Raw genomic sequence first — 26080 nt, forward strand, 5'->3', positions numbered from 1 at the left:
AGCGGAGAGATCGTCGCAGGCGACTTCGGTCACGTCGGAAGGACACGTGCACATGGGTGAAACCACTTCAAGTGCGCCTCATTCCCGTGCCCACGACAAAAACCGAAACCCATTCCACCGCAAGAATCGTGCTCCACGCCGAACTCGTTTCAGCGGTCGCACCACTCCCGGTGGCGAAAGCTTAGACATACACACTGCGGCTCAGGCGGCAAAAGAATCGAAAGATACTCCCGACACCACCCCGGCTACCGAGAGTGCGGCACCATCAACTGCTCTGGAAACTACAGAGTCCTCGGCTAATGCCCCAGCAACGGCCACAACCCCAACAGCCCTAGCAGACTCTCCGCGCGATACAGACTTGCGCGTGGATGCCCTGGAGATTGGCCCGCGCAACCGGAGATTGACACGTTTTCTCGGTGAGCGCCTCTACGACAAGCTCGGCCCGTCGGCCACGTATGTGCGCCGGTCAGCGTCATTTTTGATAACGTCGCCGGGCCGATTGACCATAGTCGCCCTCATCCTCATCGTCGCAATCCTGGCCGCCGGCCTATCCATGTGGCAAACAACCTCGCAACGCCAGCAGCAGCTCACCCGCATTTCGCAGCTGAGCGAGCCGATGGCCAATGCCTCGCAGAATCTCTATGCCTCGCTGACGATTGCCGATGCGTCGGCCAACACCGCTTTTTCCCGCGGCACGCTCAACAGCAGCCAGGACTTGGTCAGCAACTTCGACGATGTCATCGCACAAGCATCCATGTCCGCTACCCGCGCAGCTACGGGCATTGAAAACGTCGATGATCCAGAGATGAAGGATGTCGCGACTGTACAGCGACTGTTGCCGGTCTACACCGGCATGGTCGAGACAGCTCGCGCGAATGCGCGCCAGGGCAACCCCGTCAGTGTCGCGTACCTCGCCTCTGCCTCAAACTTGATGCAGGTCCAGATTCTGCCAGCTGCAAAATCGCTCTACGAACGCACCAGTACCACCACTAATGAGGAGCAGCGCGAACTATCGAAACCACCTCTTTTCCCGATGTCAGGCCTGGCAGCGGCAATTTTGATGCTGCTAATCACACAGTGGTGGCTGACTCGCCGCACCGGTCGACTATTCAACGTCGGCCTGTTTGGTGCAACCATGCTGATGGCCATCGCACTTGTCGGTGTGGGAATCGCCACCACTCAGCCGTGGCAGTCTAACTCCCTCTTCGGAGAGCAGCGCCCGGACGTTCATGCCCTAACCCAAGTACGCATTGATGCCCAGCAGCTACGCGCCAGCGAAACCCTCGGCTTAGTGCGCCGTCAGCCCGCGGATGCGGAGTCCTTCTCGCAGTCGGTGCGCACCCTGGTCGGCGAGCTGGAAAGAGTGGACGCCAACGCGCCGGACGACGATGTCAGAGCCGCCATCCACGGTATCTACAGCTGGGAGTCCGGCCACAACCTGATGATGGGGCACTTGAGTTCAGGAGACTACGCCGGTGCGGTTCGCATCGCGACCGATGTGGATAATGCCAGCTCGTCGGCGACTGCGTTCAACCAGGTCGATGAGTCGCTACAGAATTCCATCGCCGAGTCCCGCCTGACCGCCCGTGAGAACCTCGACCAATCCCGTCGCGCTATCGCGGCACTGTCCCTCGCCACGGTTACGCTGACCGTCATCGCGGCAGTTCTGGTTGTTTTCGGCTTCCGACACCGGCTTCTGGAGTACCTATGATTGTTTCGTTCTCCCCGTCGCTCCACAGTCTCGCCGGTTGGCGGCGCAGGGCCGTCCTTGGTGCACTCGCCATCGCCGGGCTCACCGTCAGTGCCTGCGCGACCGATTCGCTTGCCGACGATCCCTACTCGCGCACAATCCTGGAGGCCACCGGTGACTTCCCCCTGCCACCGGGCGCGTTCTACGACAAAGCCTCCTCGAGGAAGCCTGCGGCAGAAGCCAACACCCCAGATCTGTCCACACTCGCCCCCGATGACCAAACACCGGAAGAGCGAATCCCGGAGATTTACCAGCGCGGCCGCATCATCGTTGGTGTTGACCAATCATTGAACCTGCTCAGCTTCCGCGACTTCAGCAGCGGAGAGCTCTCGGGGTTTGAAGTATCCCTGGCACAAGAGATTGCCCGGGACATCTTTGACAATCCCGATGCTGTCGAGTTTCGGTTCGTCGACAGCAACGAACGCACTGCCGCACTCGAAGACGGCACTGTCGATGTCGTTTTGCGCACTATGACGGTCACCGATGCCCGGCGCGAAAGGGTGCTGTTCTCCACACCGTATTTGACAGCACGAGCTGGAGTTCTAGTCTCTTCGCCGGGTGGCGATGCTTCCCCCGAGGACGTCGAGGACGGTCGCATCTGTGTCTCCCGGGGATCCACTACCGAGGATTTGATTCGACGGCTCTCGCCGAACAATACGCTGCTGTTGGTCGGTAACTGGTCGGATTGCCTCATTTCACTTCAAAACAGCCAGGCAGAGATTGTCGTTGCCGATGACACCATCCTCGCTGGTATCAACGACCAAGATCCGGCTACCGCCATTGTCCAGCGGGGCTTGAACGAGGAAAGCTACGCGGCCGGTGTATCCAAGGGGAACCCAGGCCTAGTTCGCCAAATCAACGCGACCCTGGAGCGTATGGCGAGCGACGGCACCTGGCAGTCCCTCTACGACACTTGGTTCGGCCCCTTCCTGCCAAGCGGTACACAGCCATCGCCACAGTACAGCGACGACGAAGACATACTTGGAATCTCCCCCACACCGGAAGCTGCTCCAGAAGGCGAGGTGGATAACCGATGAGCGACGAAAACCAGTACTCCGAGCATGCCCAGCAAGCCCAGCATCCCCAGTACACGCCGGAGCCCCAGGAGGATGCTCACGCAGAGGCAGAGGCAGCTGCCACTCAGGCCGTCGCCTTCGACCCATTCGCCGATGAAGACGACGAACAAGAGCCCGGCACTGCCGCTGTCGCCTTCGACCCTTTTGCGGACGATGATGACGATGACGAAGAGTTCGATATCGCCGAATTGTTGGGGCGCGGGGGCTCGTCGTCAAGCGCGACGACCCAACCCGGCGCCCAGACGCCAGATCCGTCGATGGCCTCGCACCGGAAAGCGTTGGAGGACTTCCGCCGGAGGCGATCGAATGCACACCGCGGACGCACTGTCGCCGACGGCATGGTGCACCTGCCGTACATCACAACGCAGGATCCGCGCGATGCAGTAATGAGTGATGAGAAGATTCGAGCGACGAATAAGCCGGCGCCGAGCCTGAAAGCCGGCGATATCGTGGCGGATCAGTACGAGATCGTGGGCCCGATTGCCCACGGCGGGCTCGGCTGGATTTACCTGGCGATTGACCACAATGTCTCGGATCGTTGGGTCGTGCTCAAGGGCATGATGGCAGCGAAAAACGAGAAGGATTTCGCCGTAGTCCAGGCGGAACGCGAGTTCCTCGCGGAAATCTCGCATCCGGGAATTGTGAAGATTATCAACTTCATCGATGAGACGGACGCCAACAGCGCCACCGGCTTCATTGTGATGGAGTACGTCGGCGGCCCGTCGTTACGCAAGCAGCGACGGAGCTACCCAGACGGCGTCATGCCCTGTGACCTAGCGATTGGCTACATCCTGGAGCTGCTCCCCGCGCTGGATTACCTGCACTCGCGCGGCGTTGTCTACAACGATTTGAAGCCGGACAACGTGCTGCTCAGCGAAGACCACGTCACGCTTATCGACGTTGGCGCGGTCACCGGCATCGGCGCCTACGGCCATATCTACGGCACGCCCGGTTTCCAGGCGCCGGAGATTGCCACGACGGGACCAACGATTGCCAGCGATATCTACACAGTCGGCCGCACGCTGGCCTCGCTGATTCTGAAGTTGCCGGCGACCAACGGCATCTACGACCCGGGGCTACCCTCACCTGTCGAAGAGCCTCTATTCCGCCGTTTTTACTCGCTCTACCGCTTCCTACTACGCGCTTGCCACGAGAACCCGGAGGCTCGCTTCGGTTCTGCCGAAGAGATGAGTGTGCAGCTCATCGGCGTATTGCGCGAGATTCTGGCGGTGCGCGACGGCGTGCAATTCCCGCAGGCGGTGTCGAATTTCTCGCCGCAGCGTTCCACGTACGGCACCAAGCACCTGGTGTTCCGCACCGATCAGCTTGTCGACGGCATCACCCGCGGCGTGGAAATCACTCCGCAAGAAGTGACCTTCGCGCTGCCTGTACCACTGATTAACCCGACAGATCCGGGTGCGCGCATCTTGAGTGCCTCGTCGTTTACAGAGCCCAACGAACTTATCGAAACACTGACCAATGCGCTGTCCGAACCCGAGTATGGCTCTTCCGTGGAAATTCCACTGGGCATCGTGCGTGCGAAACTGGACCTCGGATTAATTGATGAGGCCCGCGACAGCCTCCGCGATGTCTCTGAACGTTTGCAGCGCGATTGGCGTTACCACTGGTACGAGGGCGTGACTTATTTGCTTCTCGACCAATTCAACGATGCCCTCGCCTCGTTCCACCACGTGCTGACGATGCTGCCCGGCGAGCCCGCCCCGAAGTTGGCGCTGGCAGCGACTCTCGAGTTGATTCAACAGCGCTTGGGCATCGCCAACGCATCTCTCCTCGAGCCCGCTGTCGCCCGCGCCGCCGCGAACTTGAGCAGCGCGCTGGATAATGTCGCTGCCGATACGCCCGAGATCTTCTCCCCCGCCTGGGCCAGCGAGTCCCTGTCGCCTCAGACGATTCGTTTCAACACCCTGCGTCTCTACGCCGTCGTGTGGGCGGCCAACCCGACGACGGTATCCTCCGCCTTCGGGCTAGCTCGTCAGCTGGCCTCTGAGCGCCAACACGAAATGGCTATCTCCCAGCTTGACCGCGTACCCGGTAACTCCCGTCACCATCGCATGGCACGTTTGACGACGATTCTGATGCTCACCTCAGGGATGCCCTCCGAGTTAACTGAATCGAGAATTCGCCGTGCTGCGCGTCGTCTGGTGGAGCTGCCGACGAATGAACCGCGCATGCCACAGCTGCGCATCGCCGTGATGGCGTCCGCGCTGAACTGGTTGCGCAGCTCGAACCTCGACCATGCAGCTAGCTCCAATGGTCTTTTCGATGCGCCCTTTACCGTGGCCGGCCTGCGTGAAGGATTGGAAAAAGACTTACGGATGCTGGCACGCTCTTCGCAGTTTCCGCGACACCGCTACAACTTGGTGGATATCGCAAATCTCATTCGGCCACGGACTTGGCGTTAGCTCTCTAACAGCTCCTTACCGAACCTGGTCAAACATGCTGTTGTGGGCCTGAGCGCCACCCCAGAATTGGTGAATAAAGAGAGAATTGCCTTTCGTGGTTTAAGATATCCTCTATGTTTGCCTCTTCGAAATCCTCTCTCCGCAGCGCTAAGCGCGTAATTATCAGCGCTGCAGCCCTCACCACCGCCTTTGGTATTGGGGCCGGCACTGCCGTTGCCCTGCCGGTTTCTCCAGACCTGCAGTCGCTTAGCCAGAGTGTTCGGGACCTCAAGCTGCCGGAGATCTCGACTCTGAATTCGGGCGACCTTGCCCCTGAGCTCTCTGAGGTACTGGATTCCTCTTCGGTGAAGCTGCCGGATTCGGTCGTCGCTCTGATTAATGAAAACTTCAAGTTCGCTGAAAACAACAAGCAGGTGGCGGACAAGGTCAAAACTCAGCTGCTGAACGCCATCGACAGCCTGCCGTTGCCAGCTGCACAGAAGGCCGAAGCCACCCGCGTCGTCAACGAGATTTTCGGTTTGCTGGGGGGCCAGGACGAGCCGTCGCAGCCTGAGCCGGCGCCTGCCCCTGCTCCACAGCCAGAGCAGAAGCCACGCCCTGAACCACGCCCAGAGCCAAACAACCCGTGCCCGCCGAGCGCCCGCGCATGCGTTGACCTGGCTAACCAGAAGACCTGGCTGCAGGAAAATGGCAACATCACCTACGGTCCGGTGCCAATGTCCTCCGGTATGCCAGGTTACGAAACCACCCGTGGCCACCTGAGCGTTACCCGCAAGGTCCGCGATGAGTGGTCCCGTCCTTACAACGGTCCGATGCCGTTCTCGGTGTACTTCACCAACGACGGCGAAGCTTTCCACGAGGGCTCTGTTAATCAGATGTCCCACGGCTGCATCCACCTGAACCACGATGATGCTGTGAAGTACTTCGATACCCTGCAGGTCGGCGACGGCGTCTACATCTGGTAGTTAGCTGCGCTGATGCGTTGAAACGATGACCGGGTGACTGAGCCTGTTGAGGCATAGGCGCAGTCGCCCCGGCGGTGAAAAATGAGCTCGCCCCACTAGGTTCTTCCAGTTTGGAAGACAGTGGGAGCGAGCTCATTTTTGTTGGGTCACAGCTGCGGATTCAACAGATGGGGCATCTAGCAGCCGTCGATTACGGAGGGTTACAGGGGGTCCTGCCTACTCGCCAGGGCCCCTGCCCCAAAACCTACTCCACGAAGCTCATTGCGTAGCGAGCAATGGCCAGTTCCTCGTTGGTCGGTACCACGAAGACCTTGACCTTCGAGTCCTCCGCCGAAATCAGACGCGGGCCGTCATTCGGCTGGGAGTTGAGCTCGTCATCAATCTTGATACCGAAGTTCTCAAGCTCAGCCATCGAATCACGGCGGATACCGACATGGTTCTCACCGACACCGGCGGTGAAGGTGATGGCATCGAGGCGGCCGAGAATCAGCATGTAAGAGCCAATGTAGCGGCGCAGCTGGTGGACATACATCTGGTACGCAGCCCAAGCATCCGGGTCGTGGTCATCCATGCGCTCCTGCAGGACTCGGAAGTCATTGACACCAGAGACACCCTTCAGACCGGACTGGCGGTTACACAGATTGTCGATCTCGTCGATGCTCATGCCGTTGCGGTAGAGGTGGAAGATGACGCCCGGGTCAATGTCACCGGTACGGGTACCCATCATCAGACCAGCCAGCGGGGTCAGCCCCATCGAGGTATCCACCGCCTGGCCACCTCGGATAGCCGCACACGACGCACCATTACCCAGGTGCAGCGTAATCTGGTTGATTTCCTCTGCCGGCTTATTCAGAAGGTCCGGCACCTGCTTGGAAACAAACTCATGCGAGGTGCCGTGGAAGCCGTAACGACGGATATCAAACTTCGATGCGACCTCTGCGTTGAGCGGGTACAGAGCAGCAGCTGGCGGCATGGTGTGGAAGAAACCAGTGTCGAAGACGGCGACGTGAGGCACGTCCGGAAGCAGCTTGCGAGACTCTTCGATGCCTACGATATTGGCCGGGTTGTGCAGCGGCGCCAGCGGAATAAGGTCGCGGATCATGCCGACGATTTCGTCGGTAATCAGCTCCGGTCCAGAGAACAGGCGACCACCGTGAACGACGCGGTGACCGACGGCCGCAATATCCACCGACTCCGGACCAACACCGTGCTCATCCATCAGCTCGAACGCGCGGTCAAGACCACTGGCGTGGTCAGCGATCGGCTCAGTGATTTCAATCTTCTGTCCGGAGAACTTCAGATTAATAATGCCGTCTTCTTCACCAATGCGCTCCACCAGACCTGAGACATACGGCGGCTGCGTTGAATCCTTCTCCGGATCTACCAGCTGAAACTTGATAGAGGAGGAACCGGAGTTCAAAACAAGTACGTGACGGGACATAATAATTAGTTTCCTCCAGCCTGAATAGCGGTAATTGCAACCGTGTTGATGATGTCCGGCACCGTGGCGCCACGGGAAAGGTCGTTGACCGGCTTGTTCAAGCCCTGCAGAATCGGGCCGATTGCCAATGCACCACCACAGCGCTGGGCAATCTTGTAACCGATGTTACCGGCGTCCAGATCCGGGAACACGAAAACAGTTGCCTTACCCGCAACGGAGGAATCCGGCATCTTCTTCGCAGCCACAGACGGGTCAATAGCAGCATCGAACTGCAGCGGACCATCGACAGCGAGCTCCGGAGCCAGCTCCTTGGCCTTGGCCAGACCCGCCTTCACACGGTCCACATCCTCACCTGTGCCGGATGCTCCAGTGGAGTAGCTCAGCATGGCGACGCGGGCGTCGATGCCGAAGGAAGCTGCAGTCTCGGCGGATACTACCGCGATTTCACCCAGCTGTTCCGGAGCAGGCTTCGGCAGCACCGCACAGTCCGCAAAACCCCACAGCGAGTTGTCCATAACCATGAGGAACAGTGACGACACCGTGGAAGCCGACGGCTTGGTCTTAATGATTTGCAAGGACGGACGAATGGTGTGCGCAGTTGTGTGGGCTGCACCGGACACCATGCCGTCGACAAGCCCATTGTGAATCATCATCGTCGCGAAGTAGGAGATGTCCCGCATCGTCTCACGGGCCTGCTCCAGCGTGACCCCCTTGGCCTTGCGCATCTCTGCGAACTGTTCCGCGAACTGCTCAACATATTCGGAGGTCTGCGGGTTCCAGAGATGGGCGGCGTCGATGTCAAAACCCAGTTCGGCGGCGCGTGCCTTCATCGCATCCGGGTCGCCGAGGATAGTGAGCTCACAGATGTCCTCGCGCAGGAGGTAATCAGCGGCTTCAAGAATGCGGTCATCGTCCCCCTCTGGCAGCACAATGTGGCGTTTATCAGCCTTGGCGCGCTGCAATAGCCACCACTGGAAACGCTGTGGAGTCATCACTGCGGTGACCTCGCGGCTTACGACCTTGCGCAGCCCCTCAGCATCGTCAACGGCAACAACGGGAACGTCGAGCTCGAGAGTCTTAGCAGCCTCAGCTGCCTCCTCCCCTGTAAGGACAACTGCGAGTACCTCGCTGTGACGCTGAGCTGCACTGCTGAGAGCCAAACGAACGCGAGCCTTTGCGGCCTCTGTGTGGCAGCCCTCGCCGCCAGCGACAACGATGACACCGGCGCCGGCGACGGTGGCAATGCGGAAGTCAAAATCGAGGTTGCCGGAGCCGGTCAGAACAGCCGCCCCCTCGTTAGCAGCGCGGTCAGCCTCAACAGCACTGACGATGGTGTCAAGCGCGGATTCCGGATCCACAACAACCTGATCCACGGTGGCGCCGTGCGCCCCACCGACAGTGTGGAGGCAACGTGCCCCACCCAGTGCCTCAGACAATGCCGTAATGACATCTTGCAGATTGTCTGCGCGGTCCACTGAAGTAATCAGGACTGCGGAGTTGTTGGTGGACGCTTGGGCGTTCTTATCGCTCACCGACGTTCCTTTCTCGCACTGCGCTTAATCGTTGACTTATTTAAACGTTGACTTGGCTCGAGCCGTTGGACTGCCGGAGGCTCAAGATCATGCTGAGCTTCTAATCCTGCTGAATCTAATCCCGCTGAGTCCCAAATCATTATTTTCATCTTATTGTGAGTCACCTTACATCTCACGGCGGACTCAAACCTCTTTGGTTACCCCTGGTAGCCACACTTTTCCCCGCAGATTCCAACAATTTTCCCGCATAATCGCGGGTTTTATGCGGTTTTTCTAGTGAACTAGCCCAAATTCCCACATTAGACGTGACTAAGGTCACATTTAGTTTTGTATGCCTTCAAAAGCATCTCACCGATGATGTGATGCTCGCCTCTCGATTTTTCGTAAGTTATCGCTACGATTGGGGGCGCTACCATTGGGAATGTCGAATAAACCGATAGCTCACCAATAACTCCTTTCCCCCACGAGGTCACCGCTGGCAGCTACTTACGCCGCGGCCTCGTGGCCGTCGTAAAGCATTAGAGAAAGAAGGACACACTTCATGAATCGCCCGCTCCGCGTTGCCGTAATTGGCTCTGGCCCGGCCGGTGTTTATGCTTCCGATGCACTGATGAAATCCAGTACTGACGTGGAAGTCGATCTGTTTGAAAAGATGCCGGCTCCATTCGGTCTAATCCGCTACGGCGTCGCCCCCGACCACCCACGCATCAAGGGCATCATCATGGCCTTGCACCGCGTGATGGAAAAGCCGGAGCTGCGCCTATTTTCCAACGTTGAGTTCGGCAAGGACATCACACTCGACGAATTAAAGGAGCATTACGACGCCGTCATCTTCGCCACCGGTGCCGTCGGCGACCGCGCACTGCCAACGCCGGGAGCGGACCTGCCGGAGCACTTCGGCGCAGGCGAATTCGTGGGCTTCTACGACGGCAATCCACTCTTTGAGCGCACCTGGGATCTCTCGGCGGAGTCCGTGGCCGTCGTCGGAGTCGGCAACGTCGCGCTGGATGTCTCCCGAATCCTGGCGAAGACCGGTGAGGAACTGCACGTCACAGAGATTCCGGACAATGTCTACGAGGTTCTGAAGACAAATAAGGCCAAGGAAGTCCACGTCTTCGGCCGCCGCGGCCCGGCACAGGCCAAGTTCACCCCGCTGGAGCTCAAGGAGCTCGACTACTCACCGAACGTCGAGGTCGTTGTCGATCCGCGCGATATTGATTACGACTCCGCATCCGAGATTATGCGTCGCAACTCCAAGATCACTGACCAGGTCTGCACCATCCTGGAGAACTACGCCATCCGTGAGCCAAAGAACGCACCGCACAAGCTCTACATTCACTTCTTCGAGTCGCCAGTGGAAATCCTCAGCGAGGAGGGTACCGACGGCCAGCAGCATGTGACAGGCTTGCGCACTCAGCGCATGGAATACGACGGTGCTGGCGGGCTGCGGCCGACCGGCGAGACCACCGACTGGAAGGTCGGCGCTGTCTACTCCGCCGTGGGCTACCGCTCCGACGCACTGCCGGGAATCCCGTTCGACAACGTGAAGAATGTCATTTCCAACGTCGGTGGTCGAGTCATCGAATCCGACAACACCGAGGATGAAGCAGCCGAGGCCATCACTGGCCTCTACACCACCGGTTGGGTTCGCCGCGGACCGGTCGGCCTGATTGGTAATACCAAGGGCGATGCCAATGAGGCCGTAGCCAATCTGCTGGCCGATGCCGCTGAGGGCAAGAAATTCAACCCGTCGAAGCCGGAGTTGTCCGCTGTCAACGAGCTGCTGGAGTCCAAGGGTATCGACTACCTGGACTGGGAAGGTTGGCACAAGCTCGATGCTGCCGAACGCACCGCCGGCGAGGCCGAGGGTCGCGAACGCAAGAAGTACGTCGAGTGGGATGAGATGGTCACCCACTCCAAGGGCGAGTAACGGCGAGTAACTAGGACGGATAAAAAGCGTCGGCTACGCCACTACCTTCACGTCCGTGTACGCGGCGCGCGAGTCCCAGCGGCAGCACACAATCGGCGCCAACAGCTCGGCCAATGGCTCACCAAAAGCCACCTGACCAGCACCGTCGGCAGCGCCTGCATCGATGACTCGATCCCACAATAGGCCCGGCGCGGTAAACAGCGGCACCACTACGAGTCCGCGTCCGCGCTTGGCCGCGCGCTCCTGCGCCGCGGCCACAGCATCGGCTCCCTTGATTTTCTCAGGACCGACCACGAATGCCGCGCTCACATGTCCCGGCAGCATCCCGCCAAGGTTTGCCGCAAACTGGTGCACCGCCGCATTGGCATCCTCATCAGAGGAGCCGACCCCCATCACCAGCGCATCGACCGGCCAGGAAAAAGATGCATTCTCCGCCGCTTCGATGATTCGCTTTACGACGGCGCGCTTCGTGCCGTCGCCAAGCCCGAGTCCTTCAGCCACTGTGATGTCAACACCATGCCGATCGCAGAGTCGAACCTGCTCGGGAACGTCGACTCGCGAGTGGAACGCATCGGTGAACAGCAGCGGTACGGCCAGTGCCTGAGTCTCGCCGGCAGCGGCGAGCTCGGCACAGACGGTATCCAGTGAGGGCTCGTCGAGGTCCAGCCAGGCGAGGCGAATCTGAGAGGGCGCATCCAGACGGGTGAGCGGCATCTTCTCGCGCACGAGCGCGACCACGTCTTCGAGCACCGGTTTGGTCTCTGAGTGCCGAGAACCGTGCGCAAGCAGAATCAGTGCGGTCATCGATGGTCTCCTCAGGCTCGCTAGCTGTGCTTTCTGGTTTCTCTACCTGGCAGCTCTACTGGGCAGCGCCACGCACGAGGCCTGCGGTGAGGGTGTCACCGGTGCCCGGCTCGATGAGCAGGAATGCACCGACACGGCCACCGACGCGGTAGGCATCGACCGGCAGCGGCTGTGCGACCTCGACGGTGATCTCCGCGACGTCGTTGACTGCAAGCTGATCAGCCACACCGGTGGGCTCACCGGTTTCGATATCGATGAGCGCATCGACGGAAGCGATACGACCACGCACCAGTGCGGCACCATAGCGCACCTCTACGACGCGACCGACTGCCAACGGCTTGTCTGCAAGGTGGACGGCCACGGCGGAGAAACGGCGCACGTCTTCCGGGCGCGTGCCACTGATGAGGTCGCCACGGGCGAGGTCGAACTCGGCATCCAGGCTGATGGCCACCGACTGGCCGGCCACGGCCTCAGTGACATCCTCAGCTGCCACGGTGATCTTCGTGACCGTAGCCTGACGGTTGGCGTCTACGGAGACAACATCGCCCACACGCACGCTACCTGCGGCGATACGGCCGGCGTAACCACGGTATTCAGTGGCGTGATCGCGAATGACATAGTCGATGGGCAGGCGCAGGTCAGCCTCGGCATCGGTTTCCAGGTCGGCACCGATGTTGAGGTTTTCCAGCAGCTCCAGCACGGTCGGCCCCTCGTACCACGGAGTGTGCTCAGAAGAATCGACAATGTTGTCGCCGACCAGAGCCGACACTGGAACAACGAAGGTGTTCTGCAGACCCAGGCGCTCTGCTAGTGCTGCCACATCCGACTCAATGGCGCGGAAGGCCTCTTCGCTGTAGTCCAGTAGGTCAATCTTGTTGACTGCGAAAATCACGTGGCGAACGCCCAGCAGACCGGCCACCGTTGCGTGACGCTTGGTCTGCGTCACGACGCCGTTGCGCGCGTCGATAAGCAAAACGACGGCCTCGGCGGTGGACATACCGGTGACGGTGTTTCGGGTGTACTGCTCGTGACCTGGGCAGTCGGCGAGGATGAAGGAGCGGACGTCGGTGGCGAAGTAGCGGTAGGCGACATCGATGGTGATGCCCTGCTCACGCTCGGCCCGCAGACCGTCGACCAGCAGCGACAGGTCCGGGTTTTCCTGACCGCGCGCCTGTGAGGAGGCGACGACGGCCTCGTACTGGTCAGCGAGGATATTCTTCGTGTCGTGCAGCAGGCGACCGACGAAGGTGGACTTACCGTCGTCGACGGAGCCAGCGGTGCACAGGCGAAGAGTGCGACGAGCGCGAGTGGCGCGGTCAGCGGAAATCAGGGTAGCTGGGGAATTTGGCTGGCTCATCAGAAGTAACCTTCCTTCTTACGGTCTTCCATGGAGGATTCGGACAACTTGTCATCTGCGCGGGTAGCGCCGCGCTCGGTGAGCTTGGATGTGCGAAGTTCCTCCATGACCTCCGCAATAGTGGTGGCAGTCGATTCGACAGCGCCGGTGCAGCTCATGTCACCGACAGTGCGGTAGCGGACAGTGCGAACCTCGAGGGTCTCGCCGTCGCGGGGGCCACCCCACTCGCCCGGTGCCAACCACATGCCGCCGCGGTTGAACACCTCACGCTCGTGGGCGAAGTAGATGGGAGGCAGTTCGATGTCACGGGCTTCGATATAGGCCCAGACGTCGGCCTCGGTCCAGTTCGAGATCGGGAAAACGCGAACGTTCTCTCCGGCGGCGTGGCGACCGTTGTAGAGGCCCCACAGCTCAGGGCGCTGACGGCGTGGATCCCAACCGCCGAAGGAGTCGCGGACGGAGAACACGCGCTCCTTTGCGCGGGCCTTCTCCTCATCGCGGCGGGCGCCACCGAGAACGGCATCGTAACCGCGGTTGGCAATGGTCTCCACCAGCGGCACGGTCTGCAAGGGGTTGCGGGTGCCGTCGGCACGCTCGGTGAGCACGCCGCTGTCGATCCAGTCTTGGACCTTGGCTACGTGCAGCTTGATGCCCGGCTGAGCGGCAATCTTGTCGCGGAATTCAATAACTTCGGGGAAGTTGTGGCCGGTGTCGACGTGGAGCAGCTCCAGCGGGATACCCGCCGGTGCGAAGGCGCGCTTGGCCAGCTCGAGCACGACGACGGAATCCTTTCCGCCGGAGAAAAGTAGTGCCGGACGCTCGAACTGACCGGCGGTCTGGCGAATAATGTCGATGGCCTCGGCTTCCAGCTCGGCAAGCCGCGGGTCGAGGCGGTTTTGTACGGAAACGGTGGTTGAGCTAGTCATGGGGGTTCTTTCTGTTGGGGCTGTGTTGGCTGTTGTAACTGCGCTGTTTTAGCTGATATCGGTTATCGGCGGGCGGCTAGTGGCTGGCGGCAAGTAGCTGTCTGCTAGCCGCTCGAACTAGAGGTGCAATCCGCACTCTGTCTTCTCGCTGCCCGCCCAGCGGCCCGAGCGCGGATCCGCGCCCTCTGCCACTCGCGCGGTGCATGTCGCGCAGCCAATCGACGGGAACCCCTGTTGTGTCAGCGGATGCACAATGAGGTCGTTGTCCTCGATGTACTGGGCAATGTCCTCATCCGTCCAGGTGGCCAGCGGGTTGAGCTTGATGCGACCGGTCTTATCGATTTCCAGTACCGGCGTGTGTGCGCGGGTCGGCGCGTCGACGCGCTTCAGACCTGTGACCCAACCCTCGTAGGGGCGCTTCACGGCAGACAGCGGCTCGACCTTCCGCAGTGCGCAGCATCGCGTCGGGTCGGTCTTGTACAGATCTACGCCCTCTTCAGCATCCTGCTCGGCGCGGGTGCGCTTCGGCTCAATCGACAGCAGTCGGTTGTCGTAGCGCTGTGCGACCTGTTCTGCCACGTCGAGGGTCTCCGGGAAGTGGTAACCCGTATCCAGGAAAACCAGGTCGGCTTCCGGCGCGTGCCGAGCAGCCAGCTCCGCCAATACCGTGTCCTGCATCGACAGGGTCACAGCCAGTGGCGTGTGCAGGTGCTCCGCACCCCATTCCAGTACTTCCCCGGCAGTGGCAGTCTCCAGCTTGGAGCCCCACTCCAGTGCAAGCTCTATCAGACGGCGAGCAGTTTCCGGATTGTCCAGCACATCCTCACGCGCGAGCACCTCCTGAGTCTTAATGACTTCAGCGGTTTTCAGTCCCGTGCTCATGACGCCACCTTCCTATCAATATGACCATGCAGTTTCACTGTGAATACCCGGCAACATTCGCGGCATTGCCAGGCGTAATCGGTTTCCAGGTCGGGCCACAGATCATCACCGCCGCAGTAAGGGCAATGCATCACCGCACCCCGGTTCGGATTGGGGTGTGCGCTTCGGCCACCGATCCCCAGTCGCGCTGGCGTCTCGTCTTTTTCGCTTGCCGACGGCCCCTGCGACCGAACCTCGTTGGAAGATTCACTCACTTCAGATACTCCTCATCAGCGCGGACAATCCACTCGCGGAACTGTTCACCCTCGTGGCGCTGCTCCTTGAAATGATTGACGACGCGCTCGATGTAGTCACCCAGTTCTGCCGAGGTGACCTTGTGTCCGCGAACCTTGCGGCCGAAGTTGGCATCGAGCCCCAGCGAACCACCGAGGTGAACCTGGAAACCCTCGACACGGTTGCCCTCATCGTCGGTGACAATCTGACCCTTGAGTCCAATATCGGCAATCTGTGTGCGGGCACAGGCATTCGGGCAGCCGTTGAGCGCAATGGTGATTGGGACATCGAGGTCGCCGAGACGTTCCTCCAAGTCGTCCACCAGATCGATTGCGCGCTGGCGCGTGGTGACAAGTGCGAGTTTGCAGAACTCCAGGCCAGTGCAGGCCAGGATGCCCCGCCGGAATGCGGAAGGCTTGGCAGACAGGCCAATTTCGTCGAGCTCAGCGAGCAGGGAGTCGACCTGGTCGTCGGCGACGTCGAGGAGAATGAGCTCCTTCATGACAGTGGTACGGACGCGGGAAACACCGTGGCGCTCGGCGATGTCGGCGAGCTTGACCAGGTCAGAGCCCGGAACACGGCCAACAGCGGGCTTCACACCGACGTAGTTGAGACCGTCGGCCTGCTTGTGCACGCCGATGTGGTCACGGTCGCCCTCGAAAGGCTCGGGCGCGGGGCCGTCGATAAGCTTGCGGTTGAGGTAGTCGTCTTCGAGTACCTGGCGGAACTTCTCCGCACCCCACTCGGCAACGAGGAACTTCAGACGCGCGCGATTGCGCAGGCGACGGTAGCCGTAGTCACGGAAGATGCGGCACACGCCCGCCCATACCTCGGGAACCTCGTCCTCTGGGATCCAGGCGCCGAGACGCTGCGCGAGCATTGGGTTGGTGGAGAGACCGCCGCCGACCCAAACGTCGAAACCGGGGCCGTGCTCTGGGTGATTGACACCGACAAAGGCGACGTCCTGGACCTCGTGGGTGACATCGAGACGCGGGGAACCGGAAACTGCGGACTTAAACTTGCGCGGTAGGTTGGAGAACTCGTCGCCGGAGAGGTACTCGTCCTTGATGCGGCGAATAGCATTGGTGCCGTCGACGATTTCATCGGCAGCAACGCCGGCAACCGGGCTACCTAGGATAACGCGGGGAACGTCGCCGCAGCCAAAGTTGGTGTCGAGACCAACCCGCTCAAGGCGGTCCCAAATCTCCGGCATGTCCTCGACGCGGATCCAGTGCAGCTGGACGTTCTGACGGTCGGAGAAGTCCGCGGTGTCACGAGCGAAGTCGCGGGAAATCTCCCCGATGGTGCGAATACCCTCGGTGGTGGTCTGGCCACCATCGAGACGAACGCGGAGCATAAAGTACTTGTCCTGCAACTCGGCGTTAGTCTTCACACCGGTGTGCTCACCGCTAAGCCCCTGCTTGCGCTGGGTGTAGAGGCCAATCCACTTAAAGCGCGGAGCTAGGTCTTCCGCAGGGATAGAGTCAAACCCCTGCTTGGAGTAGATGTCGATAACACGCTGCTTAACGGCAAAGCCAGCATCTTCTTTCTTGATGCGTTCGTCGTCGTTAAGTGGCTCGCGGCCGTCGATAAGCCACTGTCCCTGCGGCTTCGGTGCACGCTTCTTACGTCGGGTAGCCGCTGCGGAAGCCGGACGCTCGGCGGTTTTCGTAGGAGAGCTCATGGGAATCTACCGAATCACTTTCGTTTTTGTTCTCGTTGACCGAATCAGAGTTGCTTGAATCAGCCCTGAACGAATTAGTTGCTAATTTTTATAGACCGGACGGTCTATGCAGTATTGCAGGCAACATTAGACCGACCAGTCTGGCTAGTGCAAGCCGGGGTATGCTCGGATACCTAGCGAACCCCCGCTTCGCCCACGTGGACACCGTTTTCTGCGCCCACTTTGACACCTCCAGAAGCATCCCCAGCCCCGCCATCAACCGAAGCCGGTGATGGAGATCCAGAACTAGACACATCAGCCGAGGAAGACTGAGAAGTCGACTCAAGTTGGACCCGCTGACGCAGACGCGGAAGAGTGTCATGCGACCGCGCCCACAGCACCAGTGCGACAACGCCAAAAGCCCAGACAAGCAGCACCGTTGCCAACACGCCGCCAGAAACCAGCGGCGAAAACAGTGTTCGAATATTCAGCCCGACCAACACGCCGCCGATCACAATTCCAAGCAGGCGCGGATTAATACGCCCCACCAGGTATGCAGCCAAAGGTGCAGCAATCACACCACCGCACAGCAAACCAATTACCGGCGCGGCATGCTGAGTAAACTCCTCCCGCAGCTTTGGCAAAAAGCCCAGCACAGAAGCTAGAGCGACAAGAAATTCCGCCGCCGAGACAGTACCGATAATCTTGCGCGGCTGATCAGCCTCAGCACCCAACAAAGTAGAGGTGGTAACAGGCCCCCAACCGCCGCCACCAGTGGAATCGAGCAGACCACCAAAGAGCCCCAGCGGAGCGTGCTTCTTCGCTCCCCAGGTCTTTTTCTTGCGCTTAACATTAGCCAGGAAGGCGAAGCGGATAATCACCCACAGGCCGAGAAAAAGCAAGATTGTCGAGGTCACAGGCGTCGCGGCATCACTATCCAGATTGGACAAAAAGGTCGCACCAACAAAGGCACCGATAGCGCCCGGCACACCAAGGCTCAGTGCGCGCCGCCAGTCGACATTGCCGAATCGCCAGTGCGAAATACCAGAGGCCAGCGTCGTGCCCACCTCCGCTACGTGAACTACCGCCGACGCAGTGGCAGCACTACTACCAGCAACAATAAAAAGTGAAGTGGCAGTGACACCGAATGCCATCCCCAGAGTGCCATCGACTAATTGCGCGCCAAGGCCGATTAGCACGAAGACTATGAGTTTTTCCATGACAAGCCCTTCCCCGCTTACCCAACCAGAGCCTGCCGTTGCCACGACGTCCGCACGACAAGCTCTTTTAGACCTCGTTCAGCAGAAGCAATACGCAGCAAAACCCTCTCAAGCCAAAGCAGTGATTCTTGCGGTGTTTTGTGTTTGCTTTTTGTAGACCAGTTTGTCTATATTCTGTTTCAGCAAGCATAGACCGATTGGTCTACGATAAGCAATCGCGACAAAGAAAACGTAGAAAAAGGATTCCACTCAATGACCAACGACCAGACTGCAGCCCAGAACGCGGCCGCTTCCTCACTGCCCAATCTCGCCAACTCCACCACGCCACTGCGTGTAGCCGTGGTCGGCTCGGGCCCGGCCGGTATCTACGCCTCCGACGCACTGATGAAGTCCGGCCGCGACGTCGCCATCGACCTCTACGAGCGCCTTCCAGTGCCGTTCGGTCTCATCCGCTACGGCGTTGCGCCAGACCACCCGCGAATCAAGGGCATCATTAAGTCCCTCCACCGAGTGCTGGACAAGCCGCAGGTCCGACTTCTGGGCAACGTGGACGTCGGTAAGCAGGTCAGCGTCGATGAACTGCGCCAGTTCTACGACGCCATCATCTTCGCCACTGGCGCGACCGGCGACCGCGATCTGAATATCCCGGGCGCCGACCTGCCGGAGCACTACGGCGCGGGTGAGTTCGTAGGTTTCTACGACTCCCACCCGGAGTTCGCCCGCGATTGGGAGCTCTCCGCTGAGTCCGTGGCCGTGGTCGGTGTCGGCAACGTGGGCCTCGACGTCGCCCGCATTCTCGCCAAGACTGCCGATGAGCTGCACGTCACCGAAATCGCCGACAACGTCTACGCTGGCCTGGCAAAGAATGCCGCCCGCGAAATTCACGTCTTCGGCCGCCGCGGCCCGGCCCAGGCAAAGTTCACTCCACTGGAGCTGAAGGAATTGGACCACTCCGACACCATTGAGGTTGTCGTGAATCCGGAGGACATCCAGTACGATGCCGCCTCCGAAACGTCCCGTCGTGAGTCCAAGATCACCGATCAGGTCTGTACGATTCTGGAAAACTACGCCATCCGCGAGCCAAAGGGCGCCCCGCACAAGCTCTTCATCCACTTCTTCGAGTCCCCGGTCGAAATCATCGGCGAGACCGGCGAGGATGGAGTACAGCACGTCAGCGCTATCCGCACCGAACGCACTGAACTCGACGGCGAGGGTGGCGTCCGTGGCACCGGCACGTTCACCGAATGGCCGGTCGGTGCGGTCTACCGTGCAGTCGGCTACCGCTCCGACGCAGTCACCGGCGTACCGTTCGACACCGGCACCCACACCATCCCAGATGCCGGCGGACGCGTGCTTGACGACGTCGACGGCAACCACATCCAGGGTCTGTACACCACCGGCTGGATTCGCCGTGGCCCGGTCGGCCTAATCGGTAACACCAAGGGCGACGCCAACGAAACCGTCGGCAACCTCATCGCCGACTGGGAGGCAGGCCGCCTGGTCGCACCTGCAAAACCCACGTATAACGACGTCGACGAGTTCCTGGCCAACAAGGGCCTCCAGGTCACCACCTGGGAGGGCTGGCACGCACTCGACGCCGCCGAACGTGCAGCGGGCGAAGCCGAAGGCCGCGAGCGCAAGAAGCTGGTCGAGTGGGCCGATATGGTTGCGGCCTCCACGGTCGTCGCAAAGCAGCCAGATGCCGATGACGTGGCCGAAGCTGTACACGAAGCGGTTGTGGAGACTGTCGCCAGCTAGCGTGTCGGGTCTAACCGGGCAGTTGATTGTGCACGTCAGTCGGTCTTCGGATTAGAGTTAATACATGGCTTATCATGCAGACTCATCCAACCTGGACGTCAAGGAAGTTCTGACCTGGGAAGGCTTCGGCGTCGCCTCCCGTGAACTGGCACAGCAGATTGTCGATTCGGGCTACGAGCCGGAGATCATTATCGCCGTGGCCCGCGGTGGTCTTCTACCTGCAGGTGCACTCAGCTACACCATGGGCGTCAAGCTCTCTGACGCCATTAACGTCGAGTTCTACACCGACGTGGCGGAGACCCTGCCGGATCCGGTTCTGCTGGAGCCGCTGCTGGACATCGAATCGATTTCTGAGCGCCGTCTGCTGGTCGTTGACGATGTCGCAGACTCCGGTCGCACGCTGCACCTGGTGCTCGATTTGCTTAAGACCCACGGTGCGGAAGTACGCTCCGCTGTGCTCTACGGCAAGTCCCGCTCGGAGATTGCACCGGACTATGTCTGGAAGCACACCGATGACTGGATCGTCTTCCCCTGGTCGGCCGAGCCACCGGTACAGAAGTCCAAGTAGATCAAGTAGCTTACGCACCATAGCGGGCAAACAAAAAGTGCGCTGCGGGGCCGGTTACGGCCGTACCGCAGCGCACACTACGTCGTCGAACTAGCCCAGTTCGACGACCTTAATCTTTGATGCCGCCTCCGATGCACGCTCACGGGCAGCATCGACAGAATCCGCGGTTGAAACAGCAACGCCCATGCGGCGACGCGGGCCAGCGACCGGCTTACCAAAGATACGAATATCAGTCTCCGGAATAGCCATGGCCTCCGTCAGCCCGGTGTAGCCCGGCTGCTCGATGTCAGCACCGCCGTAGACCACAGCGGAGGCTCCCGGGGACACCAGCGTGACGTCGATAGGCAGACCCAACACTGCACGCGCGTGCAGCTCGAACTCAGAGAAACGCTGGGTGCCCATGGTGACCATGCCGGTGTCGTGCGGACGCGGGCTGACCTCGGAGAACCACACCTCATCGCCGCGAACAAACAGCTCGACGCCGAAGATACCGCGACCGCCCAGCGCGTTGGTGATGCGCGCGGCGACAGAGCGCGCATTGTCCAGGGCGTTTTCACTCATGGCAGCCGGCTGCCATGACTCAACGTAGTCGCCGTCCTGCTGACGGTGCCCAATGGGCTCACAGAACCACGTTGCCCCCTCGCCGGTCTCCGGATCAACGGAGCGCACGGTCAGCAGCGTGATCTCGTAGTCGAAATCGACGAAGCCCTCCACGATGACGCGGCCGGACTCGACGCGGCCGCCACTCATGGCGTAATCCCACGCGGCCTGGACATCCTCCGGCGAACGCAGCGTGGACTGCCCCTTGCCCGAGGAACTCATGACCGGCTTGACCACACACGGGAAGCCAATCTCATCAACAGCTGCGGTGAACTCATCAAAGCTGGAGGCGAAGTGATAGCGGGAAGTCGGCAGCCCAACCTCTTCCGCAGCCAGACGGCGAATACCCTCTCGGTTCATGGTCAGCTGAGTCGCCCGTGCGGTTGGAATAACGGTGACGTCCAGCGTCTCGTCTTCCTCAACCTCTTCCAGCACCTCGGTTGCCAGGGCCTCGATCTCGGGGACGATGAAGTGGGGCTTGACCTCGAGAATCAGGTCCCGCAGTGCACTGGGGTCCGACATATTCAAGACGTAGGCGTGGTGAGCTACCTGGTGTGCCGGTGCATGCTCGTAGCGATCGGCAGCGTGCACCTCAACGCCAAGACGTTGGAAAGCAATGGTCACCTCCTTGCCGAGCTCGCCAGAGCCGAGCAGCAGAACTCGCGTCGCTCCCGGCTGGTACGGGGTTCCGGTGACTTCAGGGGTGAACATCGAGATAAACTCGCTTTCGTCTACGGCACGTACGCTGCACAACCAGCAGCTGTGAAATTGATTGTCTCCAGCATACGACAGCGAGCGGATTCACCGCGGCGGGCACGGGCGGGAACCTAGCGCGGGAACACCCGCTCAAACTCGACCAGCGCCGCACTCCGGTCAGCAGCCAAGACAACGTTCGCCTCAGCACCGGCAGAGTCTGCCACCACTTGACCGCGGCGTCCTGGCTCATCTGCAAAGGTTCGCTTATCGACGCCCACGAGACGCATCTTCTCCACTTCCCCTGTCACCGCACCGACGGCCACCATCGCAGCAAAGAGGTCATGGACCTGCGCCTTGTAACCGACCCCCACACCCTGGTGGAACTCAAAGTAGAACTTCAGCGAACGGCGCAGAACACGCAGCAGCTCCGGGTTCATACCGGCATCGCGCCAGGACTCAATTTCAACATCGCTGATAGTGATGGTCTCGGTGACATTGAGTGGAACCAACGTCGGCACCGGCGCACCTGCGGCGGTGGCGATACTGCGCACGGCATCCTCCGGGCGCTCGACTGCCACAGCGCCCGCGGTGCCGAAGACCTCGGTGACCGCGGTGGGGTCGACCCAGAAGTTCCATTCCGCAAACTCGGTAACGTTACCGTGGTACTCCACAGCACCGCCCATAATGGTTACGCCGTCGAGCTCCCGCATGAGTTCTGGGTACTTCTTCAAAGCGGCCACGTAGGTAGTCATAGGGCCAGTGACCAGCAGGTGCACCTTCTCCCCCGTCGACCGCGCCTGCTCGATGACCTGGCGCCACAGCGCCAGCGGATCCGTCGCTCCTCCGCGCCCCGGCTCGTAGATGACGGCCGGTGGCGCCAGGTTGTAGCCCAGCCCGTACGGGCCATGAGTCTCAGGCGTGGTAGTCAGCTCACGGTCAGCGGGCCCCTCGAAACCGCTGACAACCGGGACCTCCGGACAACCGCAGAGATTCAACATGTATTTTGTGTTGCGAGCGGACCATGCCGCAGTGGTGTTACCACCTGCGCAGGTCACACCCACCAGCTCAATCTCGCCTGCGGTATGCAACCCCGCGAGGTAGACGAGAGCAAGACTGTCATCGATACCCGTGTCAACGTCGGCAAGCACTTTCAAACGCGTCATAAGGTCAAGTGTGACACGAAACACGCTCGGCTCGCAGAGCTAAACCCGGGCAAAACAGGAATACAGACAAGTTTTCGCGGGTGCTAGCCGGATTTACTAGTTCGTCGCCATCCCTGCATCACCCACCGGAGCGGACTCCGGCAGCGGCATAGCCAGCTCGGTCAAGACCTCGCGCAGACGCGTCGGGTAGTCGGTAATGATGCCATCGACACCAGCGGCAATCTGCTCGCGCATGGTCTCCTTTTCATTCACCGTCCACGGCACCACCTTCATGCCAGCCTCGTGTGCGCGGGAAATCAGCTCCGGCGTGGCGACCGGGTGGTAGTCAGAATCCGACGGTGTCTTGCCGTAAGGAATGCTGTGCGTCGGTGAGAGCACCTGCACGCCGAGCTGCTTGGCGGCCTCGATAATGTCGCCATCGACCTCGTCGTAATTGACATCGCCGATCCAAGGAGAATCCTTCTTCCAGGTGGTCTCGTCCCACAGCATGACCAGTGGAATCTCCGGGTTCCGTTCCGCGACCAGCGGCAGCGAGCGCCAATCGAAGGACTGAATCATCACTCGATCAGCCACACCCGCGCGGTCAATCTCGTCGAGAATCACATCGACGAACTCCTGTGGTTCTGCCGAGTCAGCGCGCTTTTCGCCCTCAATCTTGGTCTCAATGTTGAAGTGGATGTCCTGGTTGTCCTTAGTTAGCTCGAACAGCTCCGGCAGGGTCATCATCCTGTTGCCCTTGATTGGCTCCGCATCCGGGAAGTCCTCGAGCTTCTTGTCGCAGACCAGGGTTTGTACCTGCTCATAGGTGAGGTCATGCACGAGCTTGCCGACGTACGGGTACTGCGGATCCCCCTCCGTCACTGGCTCGGTGTCCGAGCACTTATCGTCTTGGATCTCCGGATCGTGCCAGACCATAGGCACGCCATCCTTCGTCAGAACGATGTCCAGCTCCAACGTCGTAACGCCCAGCTCCAGCGAGTTGGCCATCGCCTGCTTGGACTCCTCCGTCCACTCACCGCGACCACCACGGTGCGACTGCAGATCAAAACCCTCCGGCAACTTAGCCATCGCAGCCGGCCGCACATTCGCGGACGCATTCAGCTCAGCGACCTGCTGCTTTTCAAAGGTCTTCTCTTCGCTCGCCGTAGTGCTAACCGCGCTTGTACTGCTTGACGACGACACCGCGTCGTTGTCCGCATCATTGCTGCAGGCTGCAATAGGAGAAATAGCAAACGCACCCATAGCAATGGCCGCAATTGCGCGGCGTGTGCCGTGAGCACGTGAGTTCTGTGGCTGCTCTCTCTGCTCGGTCCGTTCGTCAAGGATGGAGTCAGATGAGTTGTGAGAAGACATGGCCGGTGATTTTCCTCTTTGGGCTTAGTATTAGCGACTTATGTTAGCGACTTCATAGCGACGGCATAGTACCGACAACACAGTGTCGACAAACTACCGTCGGAGATTTTACGGAACACAGAAATCTACGTGAAATCTGTGTGTTGCGCCACTACTTTAAAACGGCTTGCCAGCACTCGCATCTGGAGAGAGCACGGGTTAGAGATTAATTTCCCTCTGCCTTTGGAATCTCACCTTCTTGAGCAACTTCTACCCCATCCCAGGAGTACGTAACGGGAGCGTTGTACTGGTCTTTAAAGGCGAAGGCACCGCCGTCTTCAATCATTTTATTGACATCGAAGAAATTGACGGTCACAGTTTTGCCATCGCCTTCGACCGAGTTGATTGTCTGCGGACCACCGGCGGTACCCACGTACTCGCCCTTATGAAACAGCAGCACTGCACCAGAGGTAGTTGAGTGGGTAATTTCATTCTGTACTGCTGAGGCAAAGGTCAACTCGCTGGTGGTATCCCAGTTCGTATTGTCCGTGACTGTCCAACCGCTGCCATTGCCACCTTCCATTGAGTTCAGGTCGGCAACCGCTTCTTCGAAAGACTCTTCCTGGATTGGCGCAGAAGAACCCCCATCGGTGTCGTTATCATCGACATCCGGATTGGGGGTATCTGCACTTTCACTGTCATCCTCGACAGTGGTGGTCGTAGTGATGGTGGTCGTTTCTTCATCTACCTGAGGAGCAGAGGTCGGTGCTGCAGTCTCATCAGTGGAGCAACCGGACAAAGCCACTACACCTGCGACCGCCGCGCTAACCAGCATCGACCCGCGACGAACTGAACGACCACTCATGGCTGGAACCTCTTCTGTTCTCTCAAGTTTTCTCAAGCACCTAGCTACGGCGGAGCATTACTTTTCTCATGTCCGACTCTGAATTGAGTTTACTTGGAAAAATTCAAGAGTCCCCGAGAGTGCCCAAGAATTCTCGAAAGCTCTCGAGAGTTCTCGGGAGCCGTTAGGAAGCGGGCTTCGCGCCGCCGGGAATCTTCCCCTCGTGGACGACGTGATCGCCGTTCCAGAAGAAGTGAACATTAGAGGTGAACTCCACCGCATCAGCGTTCGGCGCACCTGCGGCCTCCTGGGCCTCCCAGTCGTGGTAGATGACTGAAATGTTCTTACCATCAGGGGTCGGCGTCACCTTGTTGATGTGCTGAGGCCGGTCAGAGTCCGTACCAATGAACTCACCCTTGTGGAACATCAACAACACAGTGGAGGACTGAGCGTTGCCCTGCTTGGCCTGATCTGCGAGAGCAAAGCTCAAATCGCTACACGGGCTGAAGTTGGAGGTGCCAGTGTACTTCCACCCATCATGGTTGTTCGGACGCTCCCTGTTGACCTTATCCAGGGCCGCCTGGATTTCAGGTGCAGCCGGGTTCGGGGTACAGCTATCCACCTGCGCCGGAGCTGGAGCCGGTGCTGGAGCCGGTTTCGCCTGAGCCGCAGGAGCTGCAACTGCTCCACCTACTGCGGAGAAAACCATCGCGCCGGAAAGCACGGCGGAACTTGCCAGTCGTTGTACTCGGTGTCCTGTGTTTTGCATGAAAACCACACGCCTTCTGTCGTTTGGACTTCTGTCGTTGGACCACGCGGTGAGGCCTACGATACAAAAATGACTCTGAGATGCCAGGGTCAACTGACAATTCCCAGA

The 26080-nt window shown here is 59.9% G+C and carries 20 protein-coding genes; 7 read left to right on the forward strand and 13 right to left on the reverse strand.

Annotated elements, in window-relative coordinates; genetic code table 11:
* Nucleotides 1–52: 52 nt before the first annotated feature.
* From QP977_RS00435 to QP977_RS00450, 4 genes are all read left to right on the forward strand, one after another.
* Nucleotides 53–1711, forward strand: a complete 1659-nt coding sequence (locus tag QP977_RS00435) for a GlnX family signal transduction membrane protein (protein WP_187406436.1) — start codon at nucleotides 53–55, stop codon at nucleotides 1709–1711.
* On the forward strand, nucleotides 1708–2787 hold the full coding sequence (locus QP977_RS00440) for a glutamate ABC transporter substrate-binding protein (protein WP_049193784.1): 1080 nt from the start codon (nucleotides 1708–1710) through the stop codon (nucleotides 2785–2787). The genes QP977_RS00435 and QP977_RS00440 overlap by 4 nt, the downstream gene beginning before the upstream one ends.
* The gene (locus tag QP977_RS00445) at nucleotides 2784–5249 is read left to right on the forward strand and encodes a serine/threonine protein kinase (RefSeq protein ID WP_070546056.1); all 2466 of its coding nucleotides are present in this window, start codon (nucleotides 2784–2786) and stop codon (nucleotides 5247–5249) included. Before QP977_RS00440 ends, QP977_RS00445 begins: the two co-directional genes overlap by 4 nt.
* Before the next feature lie 113 nt (nucleotides 5250–5362).
* Nucleotides 5363–6214 carry a L,D-transpeptidase gene (locus QP977_RS00450; RefSeq protein WP_016421524.1) on the forward strand — a complete coding sequence of 284 codons (852 nt, stop codon included), beginning with the start codon at nucleotides 5363–5365 and terminating at the stop codon, nucleotides 6212–6214.
* A gap of 244 nt (nucleotides 6215–6458) precedes the next feature.
* On the opposite strand, the gene QP977_RS00455 is transcribed toward QP977_RS00450, so the two are convergent.
* Both QP977_RS00455 and pta read right to left on the reverse strand, forming a co-directional pair.
* A complete protein-coding gene (locus QP977_RS00455) occupies nucleotides 6459–7655 on the reverse strand; it encodes an acetate kinase (RefSeq protein WP_069358955.1) in 1197 nt (398 codons plus the stop codon).
* A gap of 5 nt (nucleotides 7656–7660) precedes the next feature.
* Nucleotides 7661–8986 carry a phosphate acetyltransferase gene (gene pta, locus QP977_RS00460; protein ID WP_241482374.1) on the reverse strand — a complete coding sequence of 442 codons (1326 nt, stop codon included), beginning with the start codon at nucleotides 8984–8986 and terminating at the stop codon, nucleotides 7661–7663.
* Between the two features lie 742 nt (nucleotides 8987–9728).
* On the opposite strand from pta, the gene QP977_RS00465 reads away from it, so the two are divergent.
* Complete coding sequence (locus tag QP977_RS00465; protein ID WP_049169886.1) at nucleotides 9729–11117, forward strand: FAD-dependent oxidoreductase; 1389 nt, start codon at nucleotides 9729–9731, stop codon at nucleotides 11115–11117.
* 33 nt (nucleotides 11118–11150) lie between these two features.
* Here the strand turns inward: QP977_RS00465 and QP977_RS00470 are convergent, their stop codons facing one another.
* The 6 genes from QP977_RS00470 to QP977_RS00495 all read right to left on the reverse strand — a co-directional run bounded on the left by QP977_RS00470 (nucleotide 11151) and on the right by QP977_RS00495 (nucleotide 18242).
* Nucleotides 11151–11921 carry a sirohydrochlorin chelatase gene (locus QP977_RS00470; RefSeq protein WP_049169883.1) on the reverse strand — a complete coding sequence of 257 codons (771 nt, stop codon included), beginning with the start codon at nucleotides 11919–11921 and terminating at the stop codon, nucleotides 11151–11153.
* Between the two features lie 55 nt (nucleotides 11922–11976).
* Nucleotides 11977–13278: a sulfate adenylyltransferase subunit 1 gene (locus QP977_RS00475; protein WP_049189478.1), complete on the reverse strand. Its 1302-nt coding sequence runs from the start codon at nucleotides 13276–13278 to the stop codon at nucleotides 11977–11979.
* Complete coding sequence (gene cysD, locus QP977_RS00480; RefSeq protein ID WP_049189477.1) at nucleotides 13278–14204, reverse strand: sulfate adenylyltransferase subunit CysD; 927 nt, start codon at nucleotides 14202–14204, stop codon at nucleotides 13278–13280. The genes QP977_RS00475 and cysD overlap by 1 nt, the downstream gene beginning before the upstream one ends.
* Before the next feature lie 117 nt (nucleotides 14205–14321).
* Nucleotides 14322–15086 carry a phosphoadenylyl-sulfate reductase gene (locus tag QP977_RS00485; RefSeq protein WP_070628464.1) on the reverse strand — a complete coding sequence of 255 codons (765 nt, stop codon included), beginning with the start codon at nucleotides 15084–15086 and terminating at the stop codon, nucleotides 14322–14324.
* 250 nt (nucleotides 15087–15336) lie between these two features.
* On the reverse strand, nucleotides 15337–17043 hold the full coding sequence (locus tag QP977_RS00490; RefSeq protein ID WP_070628463.1) for a nitrite/sulfite reductase: 1707 nt from the start codon (nucleotides 17041–17043) through the stop codon (nucleotides 15337–15339).
* Between the two features lie 173 nt (nucleotides 17044–17216).
* Entirely contained in the window at nucleotides 17217–18242 is a 1026-nt protein-coding gene (locus QP977_RS00495) for a sulfite exporter TauE/SafE family protein (protein ID WP_259788932.1), read from the reverse strand.
* Nucleotides 18243–18494: 252 nt separating this feature from the next.
* Here QP977_RS00495 and QP977_RS00500 point away from each other — a divergent pair, with 252 nt between their 5' ends.
* Nucleotides 18495–20000 (forward strand): FAD-dependent oxidoreductase, encoded by a 1506-nt coding sequence (locus tag QP977_RS00500; RefSeq protein ID WP_049181107.1) that lies wholly within the window; start codon nucleotides 18495–18497, stop codon nucleotides 19998–20000.
* Between the two features lie 64 nt (nucleotides 20001–20064).
* On the forward strand, nucleotides 20065–20568 hold the full coding sequence (locus QP977_RS00505) for a phosphoribosyltransferase (protein WP_038626740.1): 504 nt from the start codon (nucleotides 20065–20067) through the stop codon (nucleotides 20566–20568).
* Nucleotides 20569–20658: 90 nt separating this feature from the next.
* Here QP977_RS00505 and purT read toward each other — a convergent pair whose 3' ends face one another.
* The 5 genes from purT to QP977_RS00530 form a co-directional block, all read right to left on the reverse strand.
* Nucleotides 20659–21879, reverse strand: a complete 1221-nt coding sequence (gene purT / locus QP977_RS00510) for a formate-dependent phosphoribosylglycinamide formyltransferase (protein ID WP_049181106.1) — start codon at nucleotides 21877–21879, stop codon at nucleotides 20659–20661.
* A gap of 116 nt (nucleotides 21880–21995) precedes the next feature.
* Nucleotides 21996–23027 carry a nucleoside hydrolase gene (locus QP977_RS00515; protein ID WP_070432063.1) on the reverse strand — a complete coding sequence of 344 codons (1032 nt, stop codon included), beginning with the start codon at nucleotides 23025–23027 and terminating at the stop codon, nucleotides 21996–21998.
* A 96-nt stretch (nucleotides 23028–23123) separates the two neighbouring features.
* Nucleotides 23124–24380 (reverse strand): glycerophosphodiester phosphodiesterase family protein, encoded by a 1257-nt coding sequence (locus QP977_RS00520; protein WP_038626746.1) that lies wholly within the window; start codon nucleotides 24378–24380, stop codon nucleotides 23124–23126.
* 205 nt (nucleotides 24381–24585) lie between these two features.
* Nucleotides 24586–25224, reverse strand: coding sequence for an LppP/LprE family lipoprotein (locus QP977_RS00525; protein WP_049181104.1), 639 nt, complete (start codon nucleotides 25222–25224; stop codon nucleotides 24586–24588).
* 163 nt (nucleotides 25225–25387) lie between these two features.
* A complete protein-coding gene (locus tag QP977_RS00530) occupies nucleotides 25388–25972 on the reverse strand; it encodes an LppP/LprE family lipoprotein (protein WP_070560562.1) in 585 nt (194 codons plus the stop codon).
* Nucleotides 25973–26080 lie beyond the last annotated feature (108 nt).

The sequence above is a fragment of the Corynebacterium sp. MSK012 genome, from assembly GCF_030232435.1.
Lineage (GTDB): Bacteria > Actinomycetota > Actinomycetes > Mycobacteriales > Mycobacteriaceae > Corynebacterium > Corynebacterium jeikeium_D.